Below are 17,284 nucleotides of genomic sequence, written 5' to 3'. Positions count from 1 at the left end.
GAGGACGGTCTGGTCTATAGGAAGGGGCCTAGTCTGCCACTGTATTGCCAGCGTGGCAAATGCGCGCGTGGCGTGTGCTGCTCTGCCTCAAGGCAAGATTCTGTGTTTTATGCCGTGCCAAGGTTGGGCTGAACTGATAATATTGATTTTCAGAACATATACTTGCACAAGGTACATAGCCACCCATGGAAAGCCGTCTCAGCCGCCTGGAAGCCGTCCAGACCGTGTTGCTGGAAATCGGGCAGCGCTCGAGCACCTGCAGCGATATCAGCGAATTCCTGCAGGCGGTGCATGCGGCGCTGGGACGCATCATGTATGCGGCCAACTTTTACGTGGCGCTCAGCGACCGCGACGACGGCCTCGTGCGCTTTCCGTATTTTGTCGACGAATTCGATGCCGCGCCCGATCCGGACGAGGGCGTGCGCCTGGCCAGCGCCGCGCAGTCGCCCACGGCCTGGGTCATCGTCAACCGCAAGCAGCTGGTGATGACGGCCGACGACGACGCCATGCGCGCCATCGGCGGCGGCGCCTGGGGCGGCGGCACGGCGGCCGAGCACTGGATCGGCTGCCCGCTGCTGGACCAGCAGCACCAGGTGCTCGGTGCCATCGTCATCCAGAGCTATGACGCCCAGCACCGCTTCAGCCTGGAAGACCAGGCCCTGTTCGCGCTGATCGCCACGCACGTGTCGAGCGCCCTGCAAGGCATGCAAAGCATGGACCGGCTGGAAAAGGCGGTGCAGGAGCGCACGGCCCTGCTGGCGCACGAGGTGGCCGAGCGGCGGCGCGCGGAAAACCTGCAGCATGCGCTGTATGAAATCGCCAACCTGTCGGCGCAGGCGGCCGACGCGACGACCCTGTATGCGCGCCTGCACGCCATCATCAGCGAACTGGTGACGGCAAAGAATTTCCTCATCGCCCTGTATCACCCGGACAACAAGGACATCACGATCCCGTATTTCGTCGACGAGAAGGATGCGCAGGCGCCCGTGAAACGCTTTCATTACGGCATCGGCATGAGTTCCTACGTGCTGGCGCGCCGGCAAGCGTGTTTGCTCGATGCCGGCAGCTATGCGGCGCTGGTGGCCAGCGGCGAGATGGACGAGCCGCTGGGCAATACCAGCATCGCCAGCTGGATGGGCGCGCCCATGCTGCTGGGCGACCGCAAATATGGCGTGATCATCGTGCAAAGCTACGACGAATCCGTCGTGTATGGCCAGGCGGAACTGGACGTGCTGGCCTTCATGGCCAGCCACGTGGCCGTGGCGATGGCCCGCATCCAGGCCGACAGCGCCATGCGCCAGGCCAAGGAAGCGCTGGAAGAGCAGAACGCGGCCCTGAACAGCGCCTTGAACGCCTTGCAGGAAGCGCAGTCGGAACTGGTGCGCCAGGAAAAGCTGGCGTCCTTGGGACGCCTGGTGGCGGGCGTGGCCCATGAAATCAATACACCGCTGGGCATCTGCGTCACGGCCACCAGCCATTTGGTGCAGGAATTGAAGCTCACGCGCGAAGACCTGGCGGGCGGCCAGCTCGATGAAGATGGCTTGCAGCAGTTTTTCGACATCGTCGACCAGACCCTGCGCATCATGACGACGAATACGCAGCGCGCCGCGGCGCTGGTGCGCAGCTTCAAGCAGGTGGCCGTCGACCAGTCCTCGGACGAACTGCGCAGCTTTAACTTGCGTAAATACCTCGATGAAATCCTGCTCTCATTGCAGCCCAAGCTGAAGGGCAAGCCCGTCAAGGTGGAAATCGACTGCGCGCCCGAGGTGCAGCTGCGCAGCTATCCGGGCGCCGTCTCGCAGATCGTCACGAACATGGTGGTCAATTCACTGGTGCACGGCTTTGCCGAAGGCGAGCCGGGCAAGATCAAGCTGTCCGCCCGGACGGCCGGCGACATGCTGGAACTCGATTACAGCGACGACGGCATGGGCATGGACAGCGCCACCCTGGGCCAGCTGTTCGACCCCTTCTTCACGACGAAGCGGGGCTCGGGCGGCAGCGGCCTGGGGGCGCATATCCTGTATAACCTGGTGACGGGACCGCTGGGCGGCACGGTGAAGGTGGTCAGCGCGCCGGGGATGGGGTTGCACTACAAGATCCGCTTCCCGCTGGAACCTAAGAGCACCTGAGAAAACGTCCATGGCTGCGTTGCTTGGTCTTGCCGTGCTATTCGCACTGTCTGCGACCGCGCGCCTTGCCCTGAACGTTTTTCAGGCGCTCTTGCGTCGCGGGTTCGCAGAATGAAAACGACGGCCGTGAATATCAGCCGCGTAGGTCGGATTAGGCCTGAAGGGCCGTAATCCGACGCCACCACAAGCCACGTCAACGATGTTGTCGGATTACGCGCGAGCGCTAATCCGACCTACGCCGTTTAATCAGGGAAACGTTGATTTAGCGCAAGTGCCTCATCGAGGTTTGCAATCAGCAACTCCACATACTGCGGGTCCAGGTGGCTGCCGCTCACTTCGCGCAGGTAGCTGACCACGCGTTCCAGGGGCCAGGCGTCCTTGTAGCAGCGTTTGTGCATCAGCGCGTCGAAGACGTCGGCGACGGCGGCGATGCGTGCGTATTTGTGAATGTTCTCTCCCACCAGGCCTTGCGGGTAGCCGCTGCCGTCGTATTTCTCATGGTGCTGGTGGGCGATCACGGCGGCCGCCTTCAAGAGCGGGCGCTGCGAGCCGTCCAGGATGGACATGCCCACCGTCGGATGCTGTTTCATGATTTCCCATTCGGCCGCGTCGAGCTTGCCGGGTTTCAGCAGCACGGCGTCGGGCGTGGAAATCTTGCCGATGTCGTGCATGGGCGCCGCGTGGCGCAGCACCATGGTTTCTTCCTCCGACATGCCGGAGGCCTGCGCCAGCAGCTGGCACACTTCGGCCATGCGGCGCACGTGGTTGCCGCCTTCGTGCGAGCGCGATTCGACCACGTCGCCCAGGCGCAGGATCAGCTCGGCCTGGGTATCGGTGATTTCCTGCGTCAGCAGGATGTTGTCGAAGGCGATGGCCACGCCTGAGCAGAATACTTCCAGCAATTGCGCGTCGAGGTCGGAAATTTCTTCCACGCCCTTGAGCACCAGCAGGGACGCCTTGCCGCTGCTGTTGGGAAAATAGCCGACATAGGTGTCGCCATGCAGGCGCGAAATTTTATTGCTCTTGGCGTCGTCCAGCTGCGACAGCAGGGACGGGCTGAGGATGCCGTCGTCCGTGTCGCCGATCTGCGCGAGGATTTCATAATCCTGCTCGCCCGAGATGGCGCTGGCGCCGCGCAGGCGCAGCAGCATGCTCGTTTCCAGGCGCAGCAGGGCGACGACTTGCTGCAGCAGGCCGCTGGCGAAGTCGCGCAGGTTGCGCTGCTTGAAAATGTGCGCCGAGGCGGCGATGACGCGCTCGAGGCCTTCGCGGTAATGGAGCTGGGCCTGGCGCGCTTCTTCCACCTTCATGATGTCGCGGTAGGCGCGCAGGGCGGCAAAGGTGGTGGTAAACAGCTTTGTGCGGTCGAGCTCGGTTTTTTCCTTGTAGTCGTTGATGTCGTAGTTGACGATCACCCGTTCTTCCGGCGCCTGTCCCGGCTGCCCCGTGCGCAGCACGATGCGCGTAAACTGGTTGCCCAGGTCTTCGCGCATCCAGCGCGCCACTTCCAGGCCGCTGTCTTCGCGTTCCATCACCACGTCCAGGAAGACGAGCGCGATGCCGTCTTCGCGCGCCAGCACCTGCTTGGCCTCGGCGCCGCTGTACGCATGCACGAAGCTCAGGGCGCGGCCCTCGAGGCGGAAACGGCTCAGCGTCAGCTCGGTGATGTCATGGATGTCGGGTTCATCATCGACGAGCAGGACTTTCCAGGGGGGTAACTTGGGCGATGCTGAAGACAAAAATGACATAAGGGCGAGTTCCGCTAAAAGGCATAACTGACGCAATGCTGAGACGCCCGCGCCAGGAATTCCTGTGCGCCATGAACGGCGTTGCGCGTTTTTCGGGCGCATTTTGTCGATTGTAGACCGACCGCTAAGTATTAACAATAAGCAAGAACAATTGACTAAAATCATGCAACATGCGTGCTAAAAAAATACTTTAAATCCGTGCTGTCTACACTATCTATACTTTATCGCTTAGGCAACTATATTTTCAAGACAATACTTTGTTTTAATTAATATTGCCAATGAATCTGCAAAAAAAGACGGCGTCTTCCTTCCCGGCGGAACAACGGAAAAGTAACAAGGTATGAATTCCGCGCCGGAATCGACTGGAGCGCGCTATATTGGGCAGGCATAAGAAGTGGCTCCATGCCACTCACATTTCCTGAAAGGGTACATCATGCAAAAGCAAACGACGCGCGCCCTGATCGCCGGCCTGGCCTTGCTGGCCAGCAGCGCGGCCTGGGCGGGAACCGAAGTGCGGTTCAGCAAACCGGATCAATTCACGGACGTCCCGTTCAACCCGCAGGACCGCGACGAGGTATTGAAGGAACTGAGCCGGCATTTCGAGAAACTGGGCGCCTCGCTGCCGCCCGGGCAGACCTTGAAAATCGACGTCACGGACGTGGACCTGGCGGGACGTGAAAATCCATCGCTGCGTGCCGGCCAGGATATCCGCGTCATGAACGGCCGGGTCGACTGGCCGCGCATGCGCCTGCACTATGTGCTGGAACAGGATGGCAAGGTCATCAGCAGCGGCGATGCGGCCCTGTCCGACATGTCGTACCTGACCCGCCTCAATCCTTACTTCAGCAATGAAAAGTTGCGTTATGAAAAGTTGATGATCGACGACTGGTATGCCGTTACCTTTGGCGTCAAGCCGAAGCGCCACGCGCGCAAGTAAGCGGCGCGGCCGGTCGCGGCGTGCCGCCGCACCTGCCGGCGCACTAGACGTATTGCGCTCCGGAAATTTTCACTTCAGGCTATAGTCAAACAGGACAGGCAGAGGCCGGCATGGCAGCTGCCGCCTGACCGTGAACTTTCTGAAAGGAAGGCATATGCGTATTTCCACGATGGCGAAAACATGGGTGGCGGCCGTGGTGCTGGCCGCTGGCAGCAGCGCCTGGGCAGGCGTCCAGGTGACGTTCGACAAACCCGACGACTATTCCGATGTGCCGTTCAGCTCGCGCGACCGGGAGCAGGTGCTGGCGGGCCTGGCGGATCACTTCAGCTGGCTGGGCAAGAGCTTGCCCCACGGTCAGGACCTCAGGATCGAGATCACCGATGTCGATCTGGCGGGACGCGAAGACCCGGCGCGGCGCGGCGCCTTCGATGTGCGCGTGATGACGGGCCGCGCTGACTGGCCCCGCCTGCGCTTGCGCTATACGCTCGAGCAACATGGCAAAGTCATTGCCAGCGGCAACGCTTATCTGTCGGACATGTCCTATTTACAGCATATCAATCGCTATTCCAGCAGCGACGCCTTGCGCTATGAAAAGCGCATGATCGACGAGTGGTTCAAGAATACCTTCGGCGTCAAGCCCCAGGGCCGCAGCAGTCCCGTCCTGACCTTGCAGCCGCGCGACGTTCAGCGCAGGTAATCAACGCAAATAAGCCTCTTCGATGCGCGCCAGCTGGCCGTTTTGCCGCATGGCAAGCAGGGCGGCATTCATCTTCTCGATGAAATCGGCCTTGTAGGCGGGGGTATTGCGCGCGCTGTAGGCGATGTAGGTGGCTTCGGACGACAGTTCCAGCACTTCGCGCAAGTGAAAGCCGTAGCCGGCCAGTTCGCCTTGCAGCTGGCGCGCCGTGTGGCGTGCCGCGCCGCGGTCGCTGGCGTAGCAATCGATGCGCCGCAGGGCCAGTTTCTTCAGGTTCGCTTCATTGCCCTTGGCCGCTTCCAGGCGCAGCAGCCCTTTGCGGGCGGGCGCCATCAATTTCTCCGACAGCAGAAAACCCGTGTTGACGCCGATGGTCAGGCCGGCAAAGTCGGTCGGGAAGTGCGTGCGTGGCGTGCGCATGACGGCGTCATGGCAAAACAACACCACCGATTCGCGGTGCAGCATGGCCGAATACGGCTGCACGTATGGCCGTTCCGTCTTGCGTCCGGGCGGGAACAGGCCGAAAACCTGGCCTTTTTCCAGCGCGTCGAGCCCCCGTTTCCAGGGGCGCGGCTGCAGTTCCAGCCGGTACCCGGGCATCCGGCTGGCCGCCTGGCGCAGGATATCGATGTACATGCCCTTGAAGGCGCCGTGCTCCACATAGCTGTACGGCGCATAGTCATCGTCGCCGTACAGGGTGACGGTTTGCGGCGCGGCCAGGACGGGCGGCAATATGCCCAGCAGGGCCAGGGCCAGGCACAGTCTTGCCGTGATTGCTGATTGCATGCCGCTCCAGATTTAATGTCTTCCTGATAAGCATACAGCATGGCGGCATGAGGGCCCGTTTAACCGCACCTGAATCAATCGATCCAGTTCACCTGTGGAAACTTGCTGCCGAACTCTTCCGGCATGGGCACGACCTGGCTGCGCTTGTAGTTGAAGAAGACAAAGCCGGACTTGGCCATCGCGATCAGGGTGTTATCGCGCGGGCGCGTGATGCGGAAGGTGATGTCGCCGCCATACTTGTTGAAATCCATGACGCCCACTTCGAACAGCAGCTGGTCGCGCGCATGGGCTTCGGCGCGGTAGGTGGTGGCCAGGTCGGTGACGATGATGCCGGTGCCGTCCGCTTCGATGTCGCGCACGCCGTATTCGAACAGGAAGCGGGCGCGTGCCTCGGAAATCATGGAAATCATGGAATCGTTGCCGAGATGGTTGCCGGCATTGATGTCCGTCGTGCGTACCGTCAGTTGCGAGGAATAGCAGTACTGGTCTTCAGGAAATTCAAGTTTCAAACGGGCCATGGTGTTCTCTTGGGCTGGGGCGCAGGGCGCGGCGGAAAAAAACCAATTTTAGCCGGTTCCCCGCGCCCCGTCGAAAAACGGCCCCAGCCACGTGCGTGGCTGCGCTTCATTGGCGCACGCTTATTTACGTATGATCTTGTACACCTTGCCCGTGCCGCTCAGCATGTACAGCTCGTGTTGCGCATCCTGGCCGAACGACAGGATGTTGCCCACGTTGGTGATGCCCCAGTCCGTCACGGCCGATGCCGCACCGTTGCTGTAGCTGAAACTTTTCAGCCAGCCGCTGCAGTAGTCCGAATACAGGTATTGCCCCGCCAGTTCCGGCAAGGCCGTGCCGCGGTACACATAGCCGCCCGTGATCGAGCAGCCGCCGGCCGTATCGTGGCCGTATTCGATGGCGGGCAGGACCAGCCCCGCCTGGTTGCAGCTGGCACTGTTGTAGCAGTGTGCGCCTTCCATGATGTTCCAGCCATAGTTGTTGCCCGCCTGGCCTACGGGACGCACGTCGACCTCTTCCCAGTTGGCCTGGCCCACGTCGGCGATGTACAGCAGCTGGGCCGGCAGGTCGAAGGCGTAGCGCCAGGGGTTGCGCAAGCCGTAGGCCCAGATTTCCCCGCGCCCGCCGGCCGTGCCGGCAAATGGGTTGCCGGGCGGAATGGCGTACGGCTGGGCTACCGTGCTGGCGTTGACGTCCAGGCGCAGCAGCTTGCCCAGCAGCACATTCGTGTTTTGCGCATTGCCTGGCGGATCACCGCCACTGCCGCCGTCGCCCGTGCCCGCATATAGATAGCCGTCCGGCCCGAAGCTGAGCAGGCCGCCATAGTGGTTGCTGAACGTGGGGTGCGGTATCGTGAGGATGGTCAGCGCGGACAGGGGATCGGCCACATTGGCGTTGCCGGCCGACACTTGCCGGCGCTCGATGACGATATCGCCGGCCAGGTTGGTGTAGTAGATGAAAAAATAGCCATTGCTCGCGTACTGCGGATGGAAGGCCATCGACAGCAGGCCCCGTTCGCCGCTGGTGGTGGTGAGCGTGCTGACGTCGAGGAAGGGCGTGGCCAGCAGGTCGCCGTTCTGCACCACGCGGATGCGGCCTGGACGCTCCACAATGAAAAGACGGCTGTCGCCGGGTGGCGCCGTGAGGAAGATGGGGGCATCCAGTCCGCTGGCCACTTCCTGCAGGCGCAGGAGCAGCGGCGCGGCCGCCGCATACAGGACGCTGGCGCTGGCCGTGGCCCCCGCAGTGACTTGCGCCTGCTGGGTGACGGGCGTGGGCGCCAGGGTTCCCGTGCCTTGCGCCACGCTGGCGGCATTGATGGCGTAGGCGCCGGGCGCCAGGCTGGTGAGCGTGGTGGTGGCCGTCAGCGTCTTGCTGTACGACGCGGGCCCCGTGACCGTGACGGCGCCCGCCACGCCGGCCGGCAAGCCGCCGATGGTGACGGTGAGGTTGCCCGTGGTCGCGCCTGGCGCCGGGTGGTGATGGCCGCCGCCGCAGGCGGCAAGCAGGGCCAGGCAGCATGCCAGCAGCAGGGCCAGCCAGGTCTGCTGGCATCGAAAAATAGGGCGCATATCAGTCTCCTGCGGGAACGCGGCAATGGGTGCTCAAGCGGAGTTAGGCTTGCGCCAAGAATGCGCCTCTGTATGCCGGGAAGATTGAGCTGGCGCAAACGTGCGGCGGCATCGGACAAATGCGCCGCGTTTTCAGACAAGCGCGGGGCCAGCTACGCCGCTGTGCCCGCCTGCGCCCGATAATGGCGCATCTGAAACCGAGCAGGAAGACACCCCATGAAAACCAAAGCCGCGATTGCCTGGAAGGCGGGCGCCCCGCTGACCATCGAAGAAGTCGACCTGGCCGGCCCGCGCGCCGGCGAAGTGCTGGTCGAGCTCAAGGCCACGGGCATTTGCCATACCGATTACTACACCCTGTCCGGCGCCGATCCGGAAGGTATCTTCCCCGCCATCCTCGGCCATGAAGGCGCCGGTATCGTCGTCGACGTGGGCCCGGGCGTGACGACCCTGAAAAAGGACGATCACGTCATTCCCCTGTACACGCCGGAATGCCGCCAGTGCAAGTTCTGCCTGTCGCAAAAGACGAATTTGTGTCAGGCCATCCGCTCGACGCAGGGCCGCGGCCTGATGCCGGACGCCACCAGCCGCTTTTCCCTGAACGGCCAGCCGCTGTTCCATTACATGGGCACGTCCACCTTTTCCAATTACATCGTCGTGCCGGAAATCGCGCTTGCCAAGATCCGCGAAGACGCGCCCTTCGACAAGGTCTGCTACATCGGCTGCGGCGTGACGACGGGCGTGGGCGCTGTCTTGTTCTCGGCCAAGGTGGAAGCGGGCGCCAACGTGGCCGTGTTCGGTCTGGGCGGCATCGGCCTGAACGTGATCCAGGCCGCCAAGATGGTCGGCGCCGACAAGATCATCGGTATCGATATCAACCCTGCGCGCCAGGCCATCGCGCGCAAGTTCGGCATGACGCATTTCATCAACCCGAACGAGATGGAAAACGTCGTCGACGCCATCGTGCAGCTGACGGACGGCGGCGCCGACTACAGTTTCGAATGCGTGGGCAACACGACCCTGATGCGCCAGGCCCTCGAATGCACGCACAAGGGCTGGGGCAAATCGTTCATCATCGGCGTGGCGGCGGCCGGCCAGGAAATTTCCACCCGCCCATTCCAACTGGTGACGGGACGCGAATGGCGCGGTTCCGCCTTTGGCGGCGCGCGCGGCCGCACGGACGTGCCGAAGATCGTCGACTGGTACATGGAAGGCAAGCTCAACATTGACGACCTGATCACGCACCGCCTGCCGCTCGAACGCATCAACGAAGGCTTCGACCTGATGAAGAGCGGCGAATCGATCCGTTCCGTCGTGTTGTACTAATTTTATCGGATGTACTCATTGCGCAACACTTGACGGGCGGGGCAGGGCGGCAGGCTGTACTTCGCTGCCTGCCCCTGCTAGTGTGAAGGCATACCGCCTTGCTTTGGGAGCCGTTCATGTTTGCCACTGCCTACCTCGCGACCTTGCGCCGCATGTTGCCCGTCTTCCTCGGCGCGGCCCTGTCTTCCCTGCTGGCCTTGTGGTGGAGCAATGCCGCCACCCTTGCCACGCCCGCCATCTGGCTGGCGCTGCTGGCCACGTATTTGCTATGCGCACTGCTGTTTACACCGCTGGCCCGGCAGAGCCGTCAACTGGCCACGCGCCACGTGCGTCACGGCAAGCCGCGCTGAAATCCTAGCGCGCCGTGCTGGAAAAACGTTCGCGGTAATCGCGCGGCGTGATGGCGAGTTTCTTTTGAAACAGGCGGCGCAGCCTGTCCTCGCTATGCAAGCCCGCCTGCACGGCCACCTGTTTTAAGGAAGACACATTGTCTTCCAGCAGACGGCGCGCCGCTTCGAAGCGGGCCGTGTCGATGAATTCCGTGGGGCTGGTGCCCGTTTCGCGCTGGAACACGCGCGTAAAATTGCGCTCGCTCATGGCCAGCCTGGCCGCCAGCAGCGGCACCGTGAGCTCGTCGGCCAGGTGTTCCATGATCCAGCCCTGCAACTGACGGATGGTCGGATGCGTCGTCATCTGGCTCGACAGGTGCACGGAGAACTGCGACTGGCCGCCGGGCCGCTTCAGATACACGACCAGGTCGCGCGCTACTTCCAGCGCGATATCGCGGCTGAAATCGTCTTCCACCAGGGCCAGCGCCAGGTCGATGCCGGCCGTCACGCCGGCCGACGTCCAGAATTTGCCTTCCCGCACGAAAATCGCATCGGCATTGACCTGTATCAAGGGGTAGCGCTGGCGCAGGCTGTCCACGGCGCTCCAGTGCGTGGCCGCGCTCTTGCCGTCGAGCACGCCCGCCTCGGCCAGGAAGAAGCAGCCCGTGCACAGGGCCGCCAGGGTGTCGATGCGGGGCGCCGCCGCAGCCACCCAGGCGGCGAGGGCGGGAATGTCTTGCAGCACCTGCTCGACGTGGTGGCAGCCGACGATGACGGCCAGGTCGGGCAGGCGGTGCGCATCGAGCGTCTTGCTGGCGTGCAGCGACATCAGCGTGTCGGACTCGACCGGACCGATGGCCGTCGAGGCGATGCGCACGTCGTAGCCGCCGGGCAGCTTGCGCAGACGCAGATGGGTGTTGGCGTAGTCAAACACTTTCATGGCGCCGATGGCTTCGAGCGCCTTGAAGCCGGGATAGACGATGATATCGACCGTGCGCAGGGGAAATTCTTTGGGGCTTTGCTTGATCATGCGATATGCGCGAGGGGGATAAATACTGCCATAATGCAACAACAGCGATGGCGTAGGTTAGCATGAAATAATCCGCGCGCCCGCTGGCTCCCCACCCACCGGATTCCTCGATATCGTGCGCTTACTCCACATTTTTGCCGCCCTGACATTGCTGCTGGGCTCATCCCTTGCCCAAGCGGCCACGCTCAACTTCAATGGCGGTGCCGTCAGCGGCTGCAGCCTGAGCACGGATGGCCTGCAATACACGTGCGCTTCGCTGGCGCTGGGTTCCACCGACGTCATCGTCATCGGCAGCGCGTATGGCGTGACGGTCAACAGTTCCCTGGCGATGAGCTACAACCAGGGCTTGACGATGAGCGGCAATGCCGCGCTGACGGTCAAGGGCAATCTCGACATCAAGGATATCAATCCGCCGAACCTGAAGGTGACGGGGGGCAGCTTGAGCGCCGAGGGCGGCACCTTCCTCATGGGCGCGCAGGAACAGACGATCACGGCGAATATCTCCGCCACGACCATCAAGATGGGCTCGAACAACGTCACGGTGACGGGCAAGATCAGCGCCAAGGGGCCCGTGGAAATCGCCTCGGGTTCCGTCATCAACGGTCCCATCAGCGGCACCGTGGTCAATATCCTGGCCGCCAGTACCCGCATCCAGGGTGATATCACGGCGACCACCTCGCTGACTATCGGTTCCGGCAGCCAGGTGACGGGCAACCTGAAATCGCCGACGATCGACCTGAAGGCGTCGGGCCTGCTCGTCACGGGCAATGTAGAGGCGAGCAATTCCTTGTCGATCGCTTCCGGCAATGGTATCAAGGGCAACGTCGATGCCGGCGAGGTCACGCTCGACTCGTCCAACGCCTATATCACGGGCAACGCCAAGGTCGACCACATCACCCTGGGCTGGCAGGGCCGGGTGCAGCAAACCATCACTTGCAAGGCGTATACGCCGTCGAACCCGTGCAGCTGCGTGACCAACAACAGCGGCTGGGCTTTCAATGAACCGATGGGGCCGAAGTGCGGACCCAGTACGCCGAGCGGACTGCACCATTTCCAGATAGACCACCCGCTGACGGCGCTTACTTGCCAGGTACCCACGGTGAAAGTGACGGCCTGCGCCGATGCCAGCTGCAGCGCGGTCTACAAGGGTAGTCCCAGCCCCAGCGTCACCGTCAGCCCTGGCGGCGTGCCGACGCAGATTGATACCAGCGGCGTCAACGCCAATGTCGCGGTGCGCCAGACCACGGTGGGCATCGCCACGCTGAGCCTGGTCAGCACGCCCGCCACGACGGGGGCGCTGGTGTGCAAGAGCGGCGGCAATACGAGCAATTGCCAGATCAGCTTTCTCTCCAGCGGCTTCCAGGTGAGCGGCCTCCCGCGCTACGCGGAAGAGGCGGGCGAACTGGAAATCAGCGCCTTGCAAGTAGCGCCCAACGATCCGACCGCTTGCGTGACCATGTTCGCCAACCAGAACAAGGACTTGAACCTGACTTGTGCGTACAGCAATCCGGACAAGGGGACATTGCCTGCGCGCATCTTTGACAGTGCCAAAAATAGTTATGTTGCCCTGGCGGCCAACGACCAGAGCAGCTGCGCCGGGTCGAGCACCAAGGTGACGGTAACGTTCGGCGCCAATGGCGTGGCCAAGCCGAACATGCTGTATGCCGATGCGGGAGCGCTGCTGCTGACAGCCTCCTACAAGCCGGACAGCGGCAGCGATAAAGGTTTGGAGATGAGCGGCAGCGGCACGGTCATCGTGGCGCCAGCGAAATTTCTGTTCACGAAGCTGGCGCCGATGCAGCGCGCGGGCCTGGCGGCGGCGCCCTTGACGCCCGGTGCGACCATCATGCTGTCGGCCGTCAACGCGCTCGGTGCCGTGACGAAGAATTTCGGCAACGAAAGCGGTGTCGCCGTGCAAAAAGTCGTGCTCAATCGTATCCTGCTGGCGCCGCTCTATACAGGCGTAGCCAATCCAGAGGTTGGCGGCGATCTCGATTTCGTGAAAAGAGGGGGCGTCATCACGGCGCCGCCGCTGGTCTGGCCCGAAGTGGGCAAGATCAACTTCACGGCTGCGCTGCAAAACGGTTATCTGGGCAGCAGCCTGACGTCGCCGGGACCGAGCGACCCAGTGCTCTTTTATCCGCATCATTTCGTGACGGAACTGGTTATCAAGCAAGTGGACCTCCCGGGGGGGGCGAAGACGGAGTTTCCTTTCCCGTGCAGCGCGCCGCTCGCCTGCTCCGGCGACCGCGCCGTGTACTCGCGCCAGCCCTTCGATCTGACCATCCGTGCCCAGACCTCGGGTGGCGTGGACACCAAGAATTTTGACGCCAGGAATGACGACATCAACAAAACGCAAGTGACGCTGCTCCCGTATGACGTGGCCACGGGGAAGAACAGTTATCCACCCACGGCGCCATCGGGCAGCACGCTGACGGATGGGGCAAAAGCACCTGCGGCCGTGACGGGCGTCCCCGTCACCAGTTTCAGCAATGGCGTTGCCACGCGCCCCATCGCCTACAGCTTCCCTGCCGCCTACGCCGTACCCAAAGAACCGACAGCACTGGCCTCGCCGACGGGCCTGCTGCTGCGCGCGACCCATGCTTTTCCTACCGCCGGAACGGTGAGTTCGGCGCCAGTTGATGGCAAGGAAGCGCAGCTGACCGTGCTCACGGGCCGCCTGATGGTGCCGCATGACTACGGTTCCGAGCGCTATCCCGTGCGGCTGGCGGTGCAGGCGCAGTACTGGGACGGCAAGACCTGGGTCACCAGTCTGCTCGACAGCATCAGCGCGTTCGGCAACACCCAGGTGGTGTTTGCCAATTGCAAGAAAACACTGGAGTGCAAGGACTTTGCATTCCCCGCTGGCACTACTATTACTTATACGGTCGACAAGGGCGTCTTGCCGCTGAATAAACGCCTGACCCTGGCGGCACCCGGCGCGGGCAAGACCGGCAGCGTCGACGTTTCCGTCTCCGGTCATCCCTACTTGCCCAGCACGGTGGGCACCGTCGTCTTTGGCGTCTTCAAATCGGGTCCCGTGATTTACCTGCGCGAGATGTATTGAGCCAGAACAAAGGGTGGGCGCAGAAAGGGGGAAAAACCAGTAACATGCCTGGCTGTGGCATTTCCCCCAACCTCAGACTGGAGTTTCTATGAGCACAACTTCGCAGTGGATCGATATCGCCGGCCCGGACGGCAGCTTTCAGGCTTACCTGGCCGTGCCGCACGTGGGCAAGGGGCCCGCCATCATCCTGTTGCAGGAAATTTTCGGCGTCAACGAGCACATCCGCGCCGTGGCCGACCAGTACGCGGCCGATGGCTACGTGGTGCTGGTGCCCGACCTGTTCTGGCGCGCCGGCGCGCACATCGAACTGGGCTATGACGCGGATGGCTGGAAGCGCGCCGTCGAACTGATGCAGGCCACCGACAATCCGCACGCCAATACCGATATCGCCGCCACCGTCGCCGTCCTGCGCGCCCGCCCGGAAGTGACGGGCAAGCTGGCCTCGGTCGGCTACTGCTTCGGCGGCAGGCTGTCGTTCCAGACGGCCGCGGCTGGCCTAGTTGATGCGGCCATCGCCTATTACGGCGGCGGCATCCAGAACAAGCTGGACCTGGCCGACAAGATCCAGGTGCCGCTGCTCATGCATTTCGGCGGCCAGGACAGCCATATTCCGCCGGAAGCCGTGCAAAAGATCGCCGAGCGCTTCGAAGACCGGCAAGACGTGGAAATCCATATCTACCCGGGCGCCGAGCACGGTTTCAACTGCACCCACCGCGACAGCTACCAGCAGCGCGCCGCAGCCCACGCGCACGGCAATTCCTTGATTTTCTTGGCGGAAAATCTATAAGAGAGCCAGCCCAGGCTGGCCGGTTGCCATGGTTTGCTCAGCAGCAAAGCCGCATGGGCGCTAAAATAGCGGCTGTGCCGGGCAACTCCGGCCGGCCGGGCGCGGCGCCCGGCAAACCTGGATGAGGAACCGAATTAAAGATGGCCCAAGTAATTGTTTCTGTAACATTGGCGGCAAGCGCCGAACGCGTGTGGGATTTTATCGGCGGCTTCCAGTCGCTGGCTGAATGGTCGAGCTCCATCAAGACCAGCCTGTCCGAACACGGCGGCCGCGTGCGCCGCCTGAAAACCACGGACGGCGCCATCATCGCCGAACGCCTGCAAAGCTACAGCGAAGCGGACAAGAGCTACAGCTACACCATCGTCTCGGGCCCGATCCCCGTCAAGAACTACCGTTCCACCCTGCGCGTCACGGGCGAACCGGGCGCGAATGAGTGCGTGGCGCAATGGTCGAGCGAGTTCGACGCGGCCGAAGGCGTGGAAGAGGTCATGGTGGGCGCGTTCCAGCATTTGTACGAGACGGCATTCGTCGACCTGAAACGCATCATGGCGATTTGAATCAAAGAGCGTAGGTCGGATTAGCGGCTACGCCGCGTAATCCGACACCACCACCGGCGCTAACAATGTTGTCGGATTAGCGGGGCGATGCCCCGCTAATCCGACCTACGCTTGACGTTAGCGCTTCACTTTTCCAAATGCCTCGCCCTTGTTCCACACCGGCAAATTCTTGTCGTTCGCTACTTCGTAGCCCAGGTTCAAGGTGAACTGCGCCTGCTGCACCATGCCCGACAAGTCCCACGACGGGTGGTACTCATCCGTTACCTGATGGTAATCCTTTTTGAAGGCGACCAGGCGTTCGCTGGACGCCTTCGGCTCGTGGACGAAGTCGAACGAGCCGTCGCCGGAAAACACGGCCGAGCCCACGTTGAAGGCCGGCACGCCGGCCTTGGCGAAGGCAAAATGGTCGGCCCGGTAAAACGCGCCGGACAGGTCGGGGATGGTTGGCGCCAGGCGCAGGCCCATGCGCTTGGCCACCTTGGCGGCGCTTGCGTACAGGCTGCTGCGCTCGGCGCCGGCCACGCCGATGTCGTGCGTCTTGCCGACGAAATTCATGCTGTCGAGGTTGAGGTCGGCGGCCGTCTTGGCCAGCGGCCACAGGGGCGCGCGCGTGTAGGCCGTGCTGCCCAGCATGCCCGTTTCCTCGCCGGCCGGCCACAGGAAGATCTGCGTGCGGCGCGCCGGCTGTTTCACGGCCACTTGCGCCATGGCCAGCAGGGCCGCCGCGCCCGAGGCATTGTCGATGGCGCCGTTGTAGATATGGTCGCTCTGTCCTGCGCGCGCGCTGCCTTCGTCATCCTTGCCCAGGTGGTCCCAGTGGGCCGAGTAAATGACGGCTTCGTCCTTGAGTTTCGGGTCGGTCCCCGGCACGATGCCGGCCACGTTGAATTGCTCGATGCTGCGGATCTGGCTGTTCAATGCCACCTTGACCGTCGCGTTCAGGGCCACCGGGCGGAATTCGCGCGTTTCGGCCTGGGCGCGCAAGGCGTCCAGGTCTTGTCCGGCTTGCTGGAACAGCGCGCGCGCCATGTCTTCCTGCAGCCAGCCTTCCATCGCATTGCCCGCGCCGGCCAGGCTGAAGCGCTCGTGGCCGAAGCCGTTGGCGGGCACCGACCATGGGTAGGAAGCGGATTCGGTCGTATGGATCAGCAAGACGCCGGCGGCGCCCTGGCGCAGCGCTTCCTCGTACTTGTAGACCCAGCGGCCGTAATACGTGAGGGACTTGCCGGCAAAACGGTTTGGTTCGGCGGCGGTCGGCTGCGGGTCGTTGACCATCATGATGACGAGCTTGCCCTTCAGATCGACGCCCTTGAAATCGTCCCAGCGTTCCTCGGGCGCGCGGATGCCGTAGCCGGCAAACACCACGGGCGCGTCGAACGCCACTGTCTGCTGGCCATTCGCCGCGCCAAAGACGATGTCCTTGCCGAAGGCGGGAGACATGGTCTTGCCGCCCGCGCTGAAGGTGACTTTGCTCGATGGCAAGGCCTTGCTGCCGACGATGGTCAGCGCCTGGCGGTAGCTGCCATCCTGTAACGGTTGCAAGCCGGCTACGGCCGCCTGCGTTTCCAGGTAGCGCACGGCCAGGTCGCCGCCGCGCTGGCCCGTGCCGCGTCCTTCCAGTAAATCGTCGGCCAGGAAGGACAAATGGGCGCGCAGGGGCGCTTCGGCGACGAGCGGTTGGGCGAGGGCGGCCGTGCTGAACAGGCTGGCGGCGAGGACGAAGGGAAAGCGCATGACAACTCCAAAAGTGAATACGAGAAAGCAAAGCAGCGGCAATCTTACTCTACCGCAATGCCCTGGCGTAGCG

At 62.8% G+C, this 17,284-nt stretch carries 14 protein-coding genes; 8 read left to right on the top strand and 6 right to left on the bottom strand.

The features are described 5' to 3' along the window. The first annotated feature begins 185 nt into the window (after nt 1–185). Nucleotides 186–2,129 carry a GAF domain-containing sensor histidine kinase gene (locus AC07VH_RS25420; RefSeq protein ID WP_494788836.1) on the top strand — a complete coding sequence of 648 codons (1,944 nt, stop codon included), beginning with the start codon at nt 186–188 and terminating at the stop codon, nt 2,127–2,129. A gap of 242 nt (nt 2,130–2,371) precedes the next feature. Here the strand turns inward: AC07VH_RS25420 and AC07VH_RS25415 are convergent, their stop codons facing one another. Beyond that, nucleotides 2,372–3,877 (bottom strand): DUF3369 domain-containing protein, encoded by a 1,506-nt coding sequence (locus AC07VH_RS25415; RefSeq protein ID WP_494788837.1) that lies wholly within the window; start codon nt 3,875–3,877, stop codon nt 2,372–2,374. Between the two features lie 433 nt (nt 3,878–4,310). On the opposite strand from AC07VH_RS25415, the gene AC07VH_RS25410 reads away from it, so the two are divergent. Continuing rightward, nucleotides 4,311–4,814 (top strand): DUF3016 domain-containing protein, encoded by a 504-nt coding sequence (locus tag AC07VH_RS25410; RefSeq protein ID WP_489629006.1) that lies wholly within the window; start codon nt 4,311–4,313, stop codon nt 4,812–4,814. A gap of 154 nt (nt 4,815–4,968) precedes the next feature. Next, the gene (locus AC07VH_RS25405; protein ID WP_489629005.1) at nt 4,969–5,511 is read left to right on the top strand and encodes a DUF3016 domain-containing protein; all 543 of its coding nucleotides are present in this window, start codon (nt 4,969–4,971) and stop codon (nt 5,509–5,511) included. Here AC07VH_RS25405 and AC07VH_RS25400 read toward each other — a convergent pair whose 3' ends face one another. From AC07VH_RS25400 to AC07VH_RS25390, 3 genes are all read right to left on the bottom strand, one after another. Continuing rightward, nucleotides 5,512–6,297, bottom strand: coding sequence for a substrate-binding periplasmic protein (locus AC07VH_RS25400; RefSeq protein WP_494788838.1), 786 nt, complete (start codon nt 6,295–6,297; stop codon nt 5,512–5,514). 74 nt (nt 6,298–6,371) lie between these two features. After that, nucleotides 6,372–6,815, bottom strand: a complete 444-nt coding sequence (locus tag AC07VH_RS25395) for a thioesterase family protein (protein WP_034753479.1) — start codon at nt 6,813–6,815, stop codon at nt 6,372–6,374. A 120-nt stretch (nt 6,816–6,935) separates the two neighbouring features. Then, nucleotides 6,936–8,384 (bottom strand): PQQ-dependent sugar dehydrogenase, encoded by a 1,449-nt coding sequence (locus AC07VH_RS25390; protein WP_494788839.1) that lies wholly within the window; start codon nt 8,382–8,384, stop codon nt 6,936–6,938. Nucleotides 8,385–8,600: 216 nt separating this feature from the next. On the opposite strand from AC07VH_RS25390, the gene AC07VH_RS25385 reads away from it, so the two are divergent. Then, nucleotides 8,601–9,707, top strand: a complete 1,107-nt coding sequence (locus tag AC07VH_RS25385) for an S-(hydroxymethyl)glutathione dehydrogenase/class III alcohol dehydrogenase (protein ID WP_494788840.1) — start codon at nt 8,601–8,603, stop codon at nt 9,705–9,707. A gap of 116 nt (nt 9,708–9,823) precedes the next feature. Beyond that, on the top strand, nt 9,824–10,057 hold the full coding sequence (locus AC07VH_RS25380) for a hypothetical protein (RefSeq protein ID WP_489629003.1): 234 nt from the start codon (nt 9,824–9,826) through the stop codon (nt 10,055–10,057). Nucleotides 10,058–10,061: 4 nt separating this feature from the next. Here the strand turns inward: AC07VH_RS25380 and AC07VH_RS25375 are convergent, their stop codons facing one another. Next, nucleotides 10,062–11,066, bottom strand: coding sequence for a GlxA family transcriptional regulator (locus AC07VH_RS25375; RefSeq protein ID WP_475417917.1), 1,005 nt, complete (start codon nt 11,064–11,066; stop codon nt 10,062–10,064). Between the two features lie 115 nt (nt 11,067–11,181). On the opposite strand from AC07VH_RS25375, the gene AC07VH_RS25370 reads away from it, so the two are divergent. The 3 genes from AC07VH_RS25370 (at nt 11,182) to AC07VH_RS25360 (ending at nt 15,477) form a co-directional block, all read left to right on the top strand. Then, a complete protein-coding gene (locus tag AC07VH_RS25370) occupies nt 11,182–14,133 on the top strand; it encodes a DUF6701 domain-containing protein (protein WP_494788841.1) in 2,952 nt (983 codons plus the stop codon). An 88-nt stretch (nt 14,134–14,221) separates the two neighbouring features. Beyond that, entirely contained in the window at nt 14,222–14,920 is a 699-nt protein-coding gene (locus tag AC07VH_RS25365) for a dienelactone hydrolase family protein (protein WP_489628998.1), read from the top strand. Nucleotides 14,921–15,060: 140 nt separating this feature from the next. Next, a complete protein-coding gene (locus AC07VH_RS25360) occupies nt 15,061–15,477 on the top strand; it encodes an SRPBCC family protein (RefSeq protein ID WP_082654475.1) in 417 nt (138 codons plus the stop codon). Between the two features lie 117 nt (nt 15,478–15,594). Here the strand turns inward: AC07VH_RS25360 and AC07VH_RS25355 are convergent, their stop codons facing one another. After that, nucleotides 15,595–17,211, bottom strand: coding sequence for a M28 family peptidase (locus AC07VH_RS25355; RefSeq protein ID WP_494788842.1), 1,617 nt, complete (start codon nt 17,209–17,211; stop codon nt 15,595–15,597). Nucleotides 17,212–17,284: the final 73 nt, after the last annotated feature.

It is taken from the genome of Janthinobacterium sp. GW821-FHT03C10, assembly GCF_059420865.1.
This window is presented reverse-complemented; position numbering and strand designations above follow the sequence as displayed.

Bases quoted from the DNA above. Each gene is read 5' to 3' on its own strand.
- AC07VH_RS25360 (WP_082654475.1), top strand. From the start codon at position 15,061: ATGGCCCAAGTAATTGTTTCTGTAACATTGGCGGCAAGCGCCGAACGC.
- AC07VH_RS25375 (WP_475417917.1), bottom strand. From the start codon at position 11,066: ATGATCAAGCAAAGCCCCAAAGAATTTCCCCTGCGCACGGTCGATATC.
- AC07VH_RS25400 (WP_494788838.1), bottom strand. From the start codon at position 6,297: ATGCAATCAGCAATCACGGCAAGACTGTGCCTGGCCCTGGCCCTGCTG.
- AC07VH_RS25410 (WP_489629006.1), top strand. From the start codon at position 4,311: ATGCAAAAGCAAACGACGCGCGCCCTGATCGCCGGCCTGGCCTTGCTG.
- AC07VH_RS25420 (WP_494788836.1), top strand. From the start codon at position 186: ATGGAAAGCCGTCTCAGCCGCCTGGAAGCCGTCCAGACCGTGTTGCTG.
- AC07VH_RS25365 (WP_489628998.1), top strand. From the start codon at position 14,222: ATGAGCACAACTTCGCAGTGGATCGATATCGCCGGCCCGGACGGCAGC.
- AC07VH_RS25405 (WP_489629005.1), top strand. From the start codon at position 4,969: ATGCGTATTTCCACGATGGCGAAAACATGGGTGGCGGCCGTGGTGCTG.
- AC07VH_RS25380 (WP_489629003.1), top strand. From the start codon at position 9,824: ATGTTTGCCACTGCCTACCTCGCGACCTTGCGCCGCATGTTGCCCGTC.
- AC07VH_RS25355 (WP_494788842.1), bottom strand. From the start codon at position 17,211: ATGCGCTTTCCCTTCGTCCTCGCCGCCAGCCTGTTCAGCACGGCCGCC.
- AC07VH_RS25415 (WP_494788837.1), bottom strand. From the start codon at position 3,877: ATGTCATTTTTGTCTTCAGCATCGCCCAAGTTACCCCCCTGGAAAGTC.
- AC07VH_RS25390 (WP_494788839.1), bottom strand. From the start codon at position 8,384: ATGCGCCCTATTTTTCGATGCCAGCAGACCTGGCTGGCCCTGCTGCTG.
- AC07VH_RS25385 (WP_494788840.1), top strand. From the start codon at position 8,601: ATGAAAACCAAAGCCGCGATTGCCTGGAAGGCGGGCGCCCCGCTGACC.
- AC07VH_RS25395 (WP_034753479.1), bottom strand. From the start codon at position 6,815: ATGGCCCGTTTGAAACTTGAATTTCCTGAAGACCAGTACTGCTATTCC.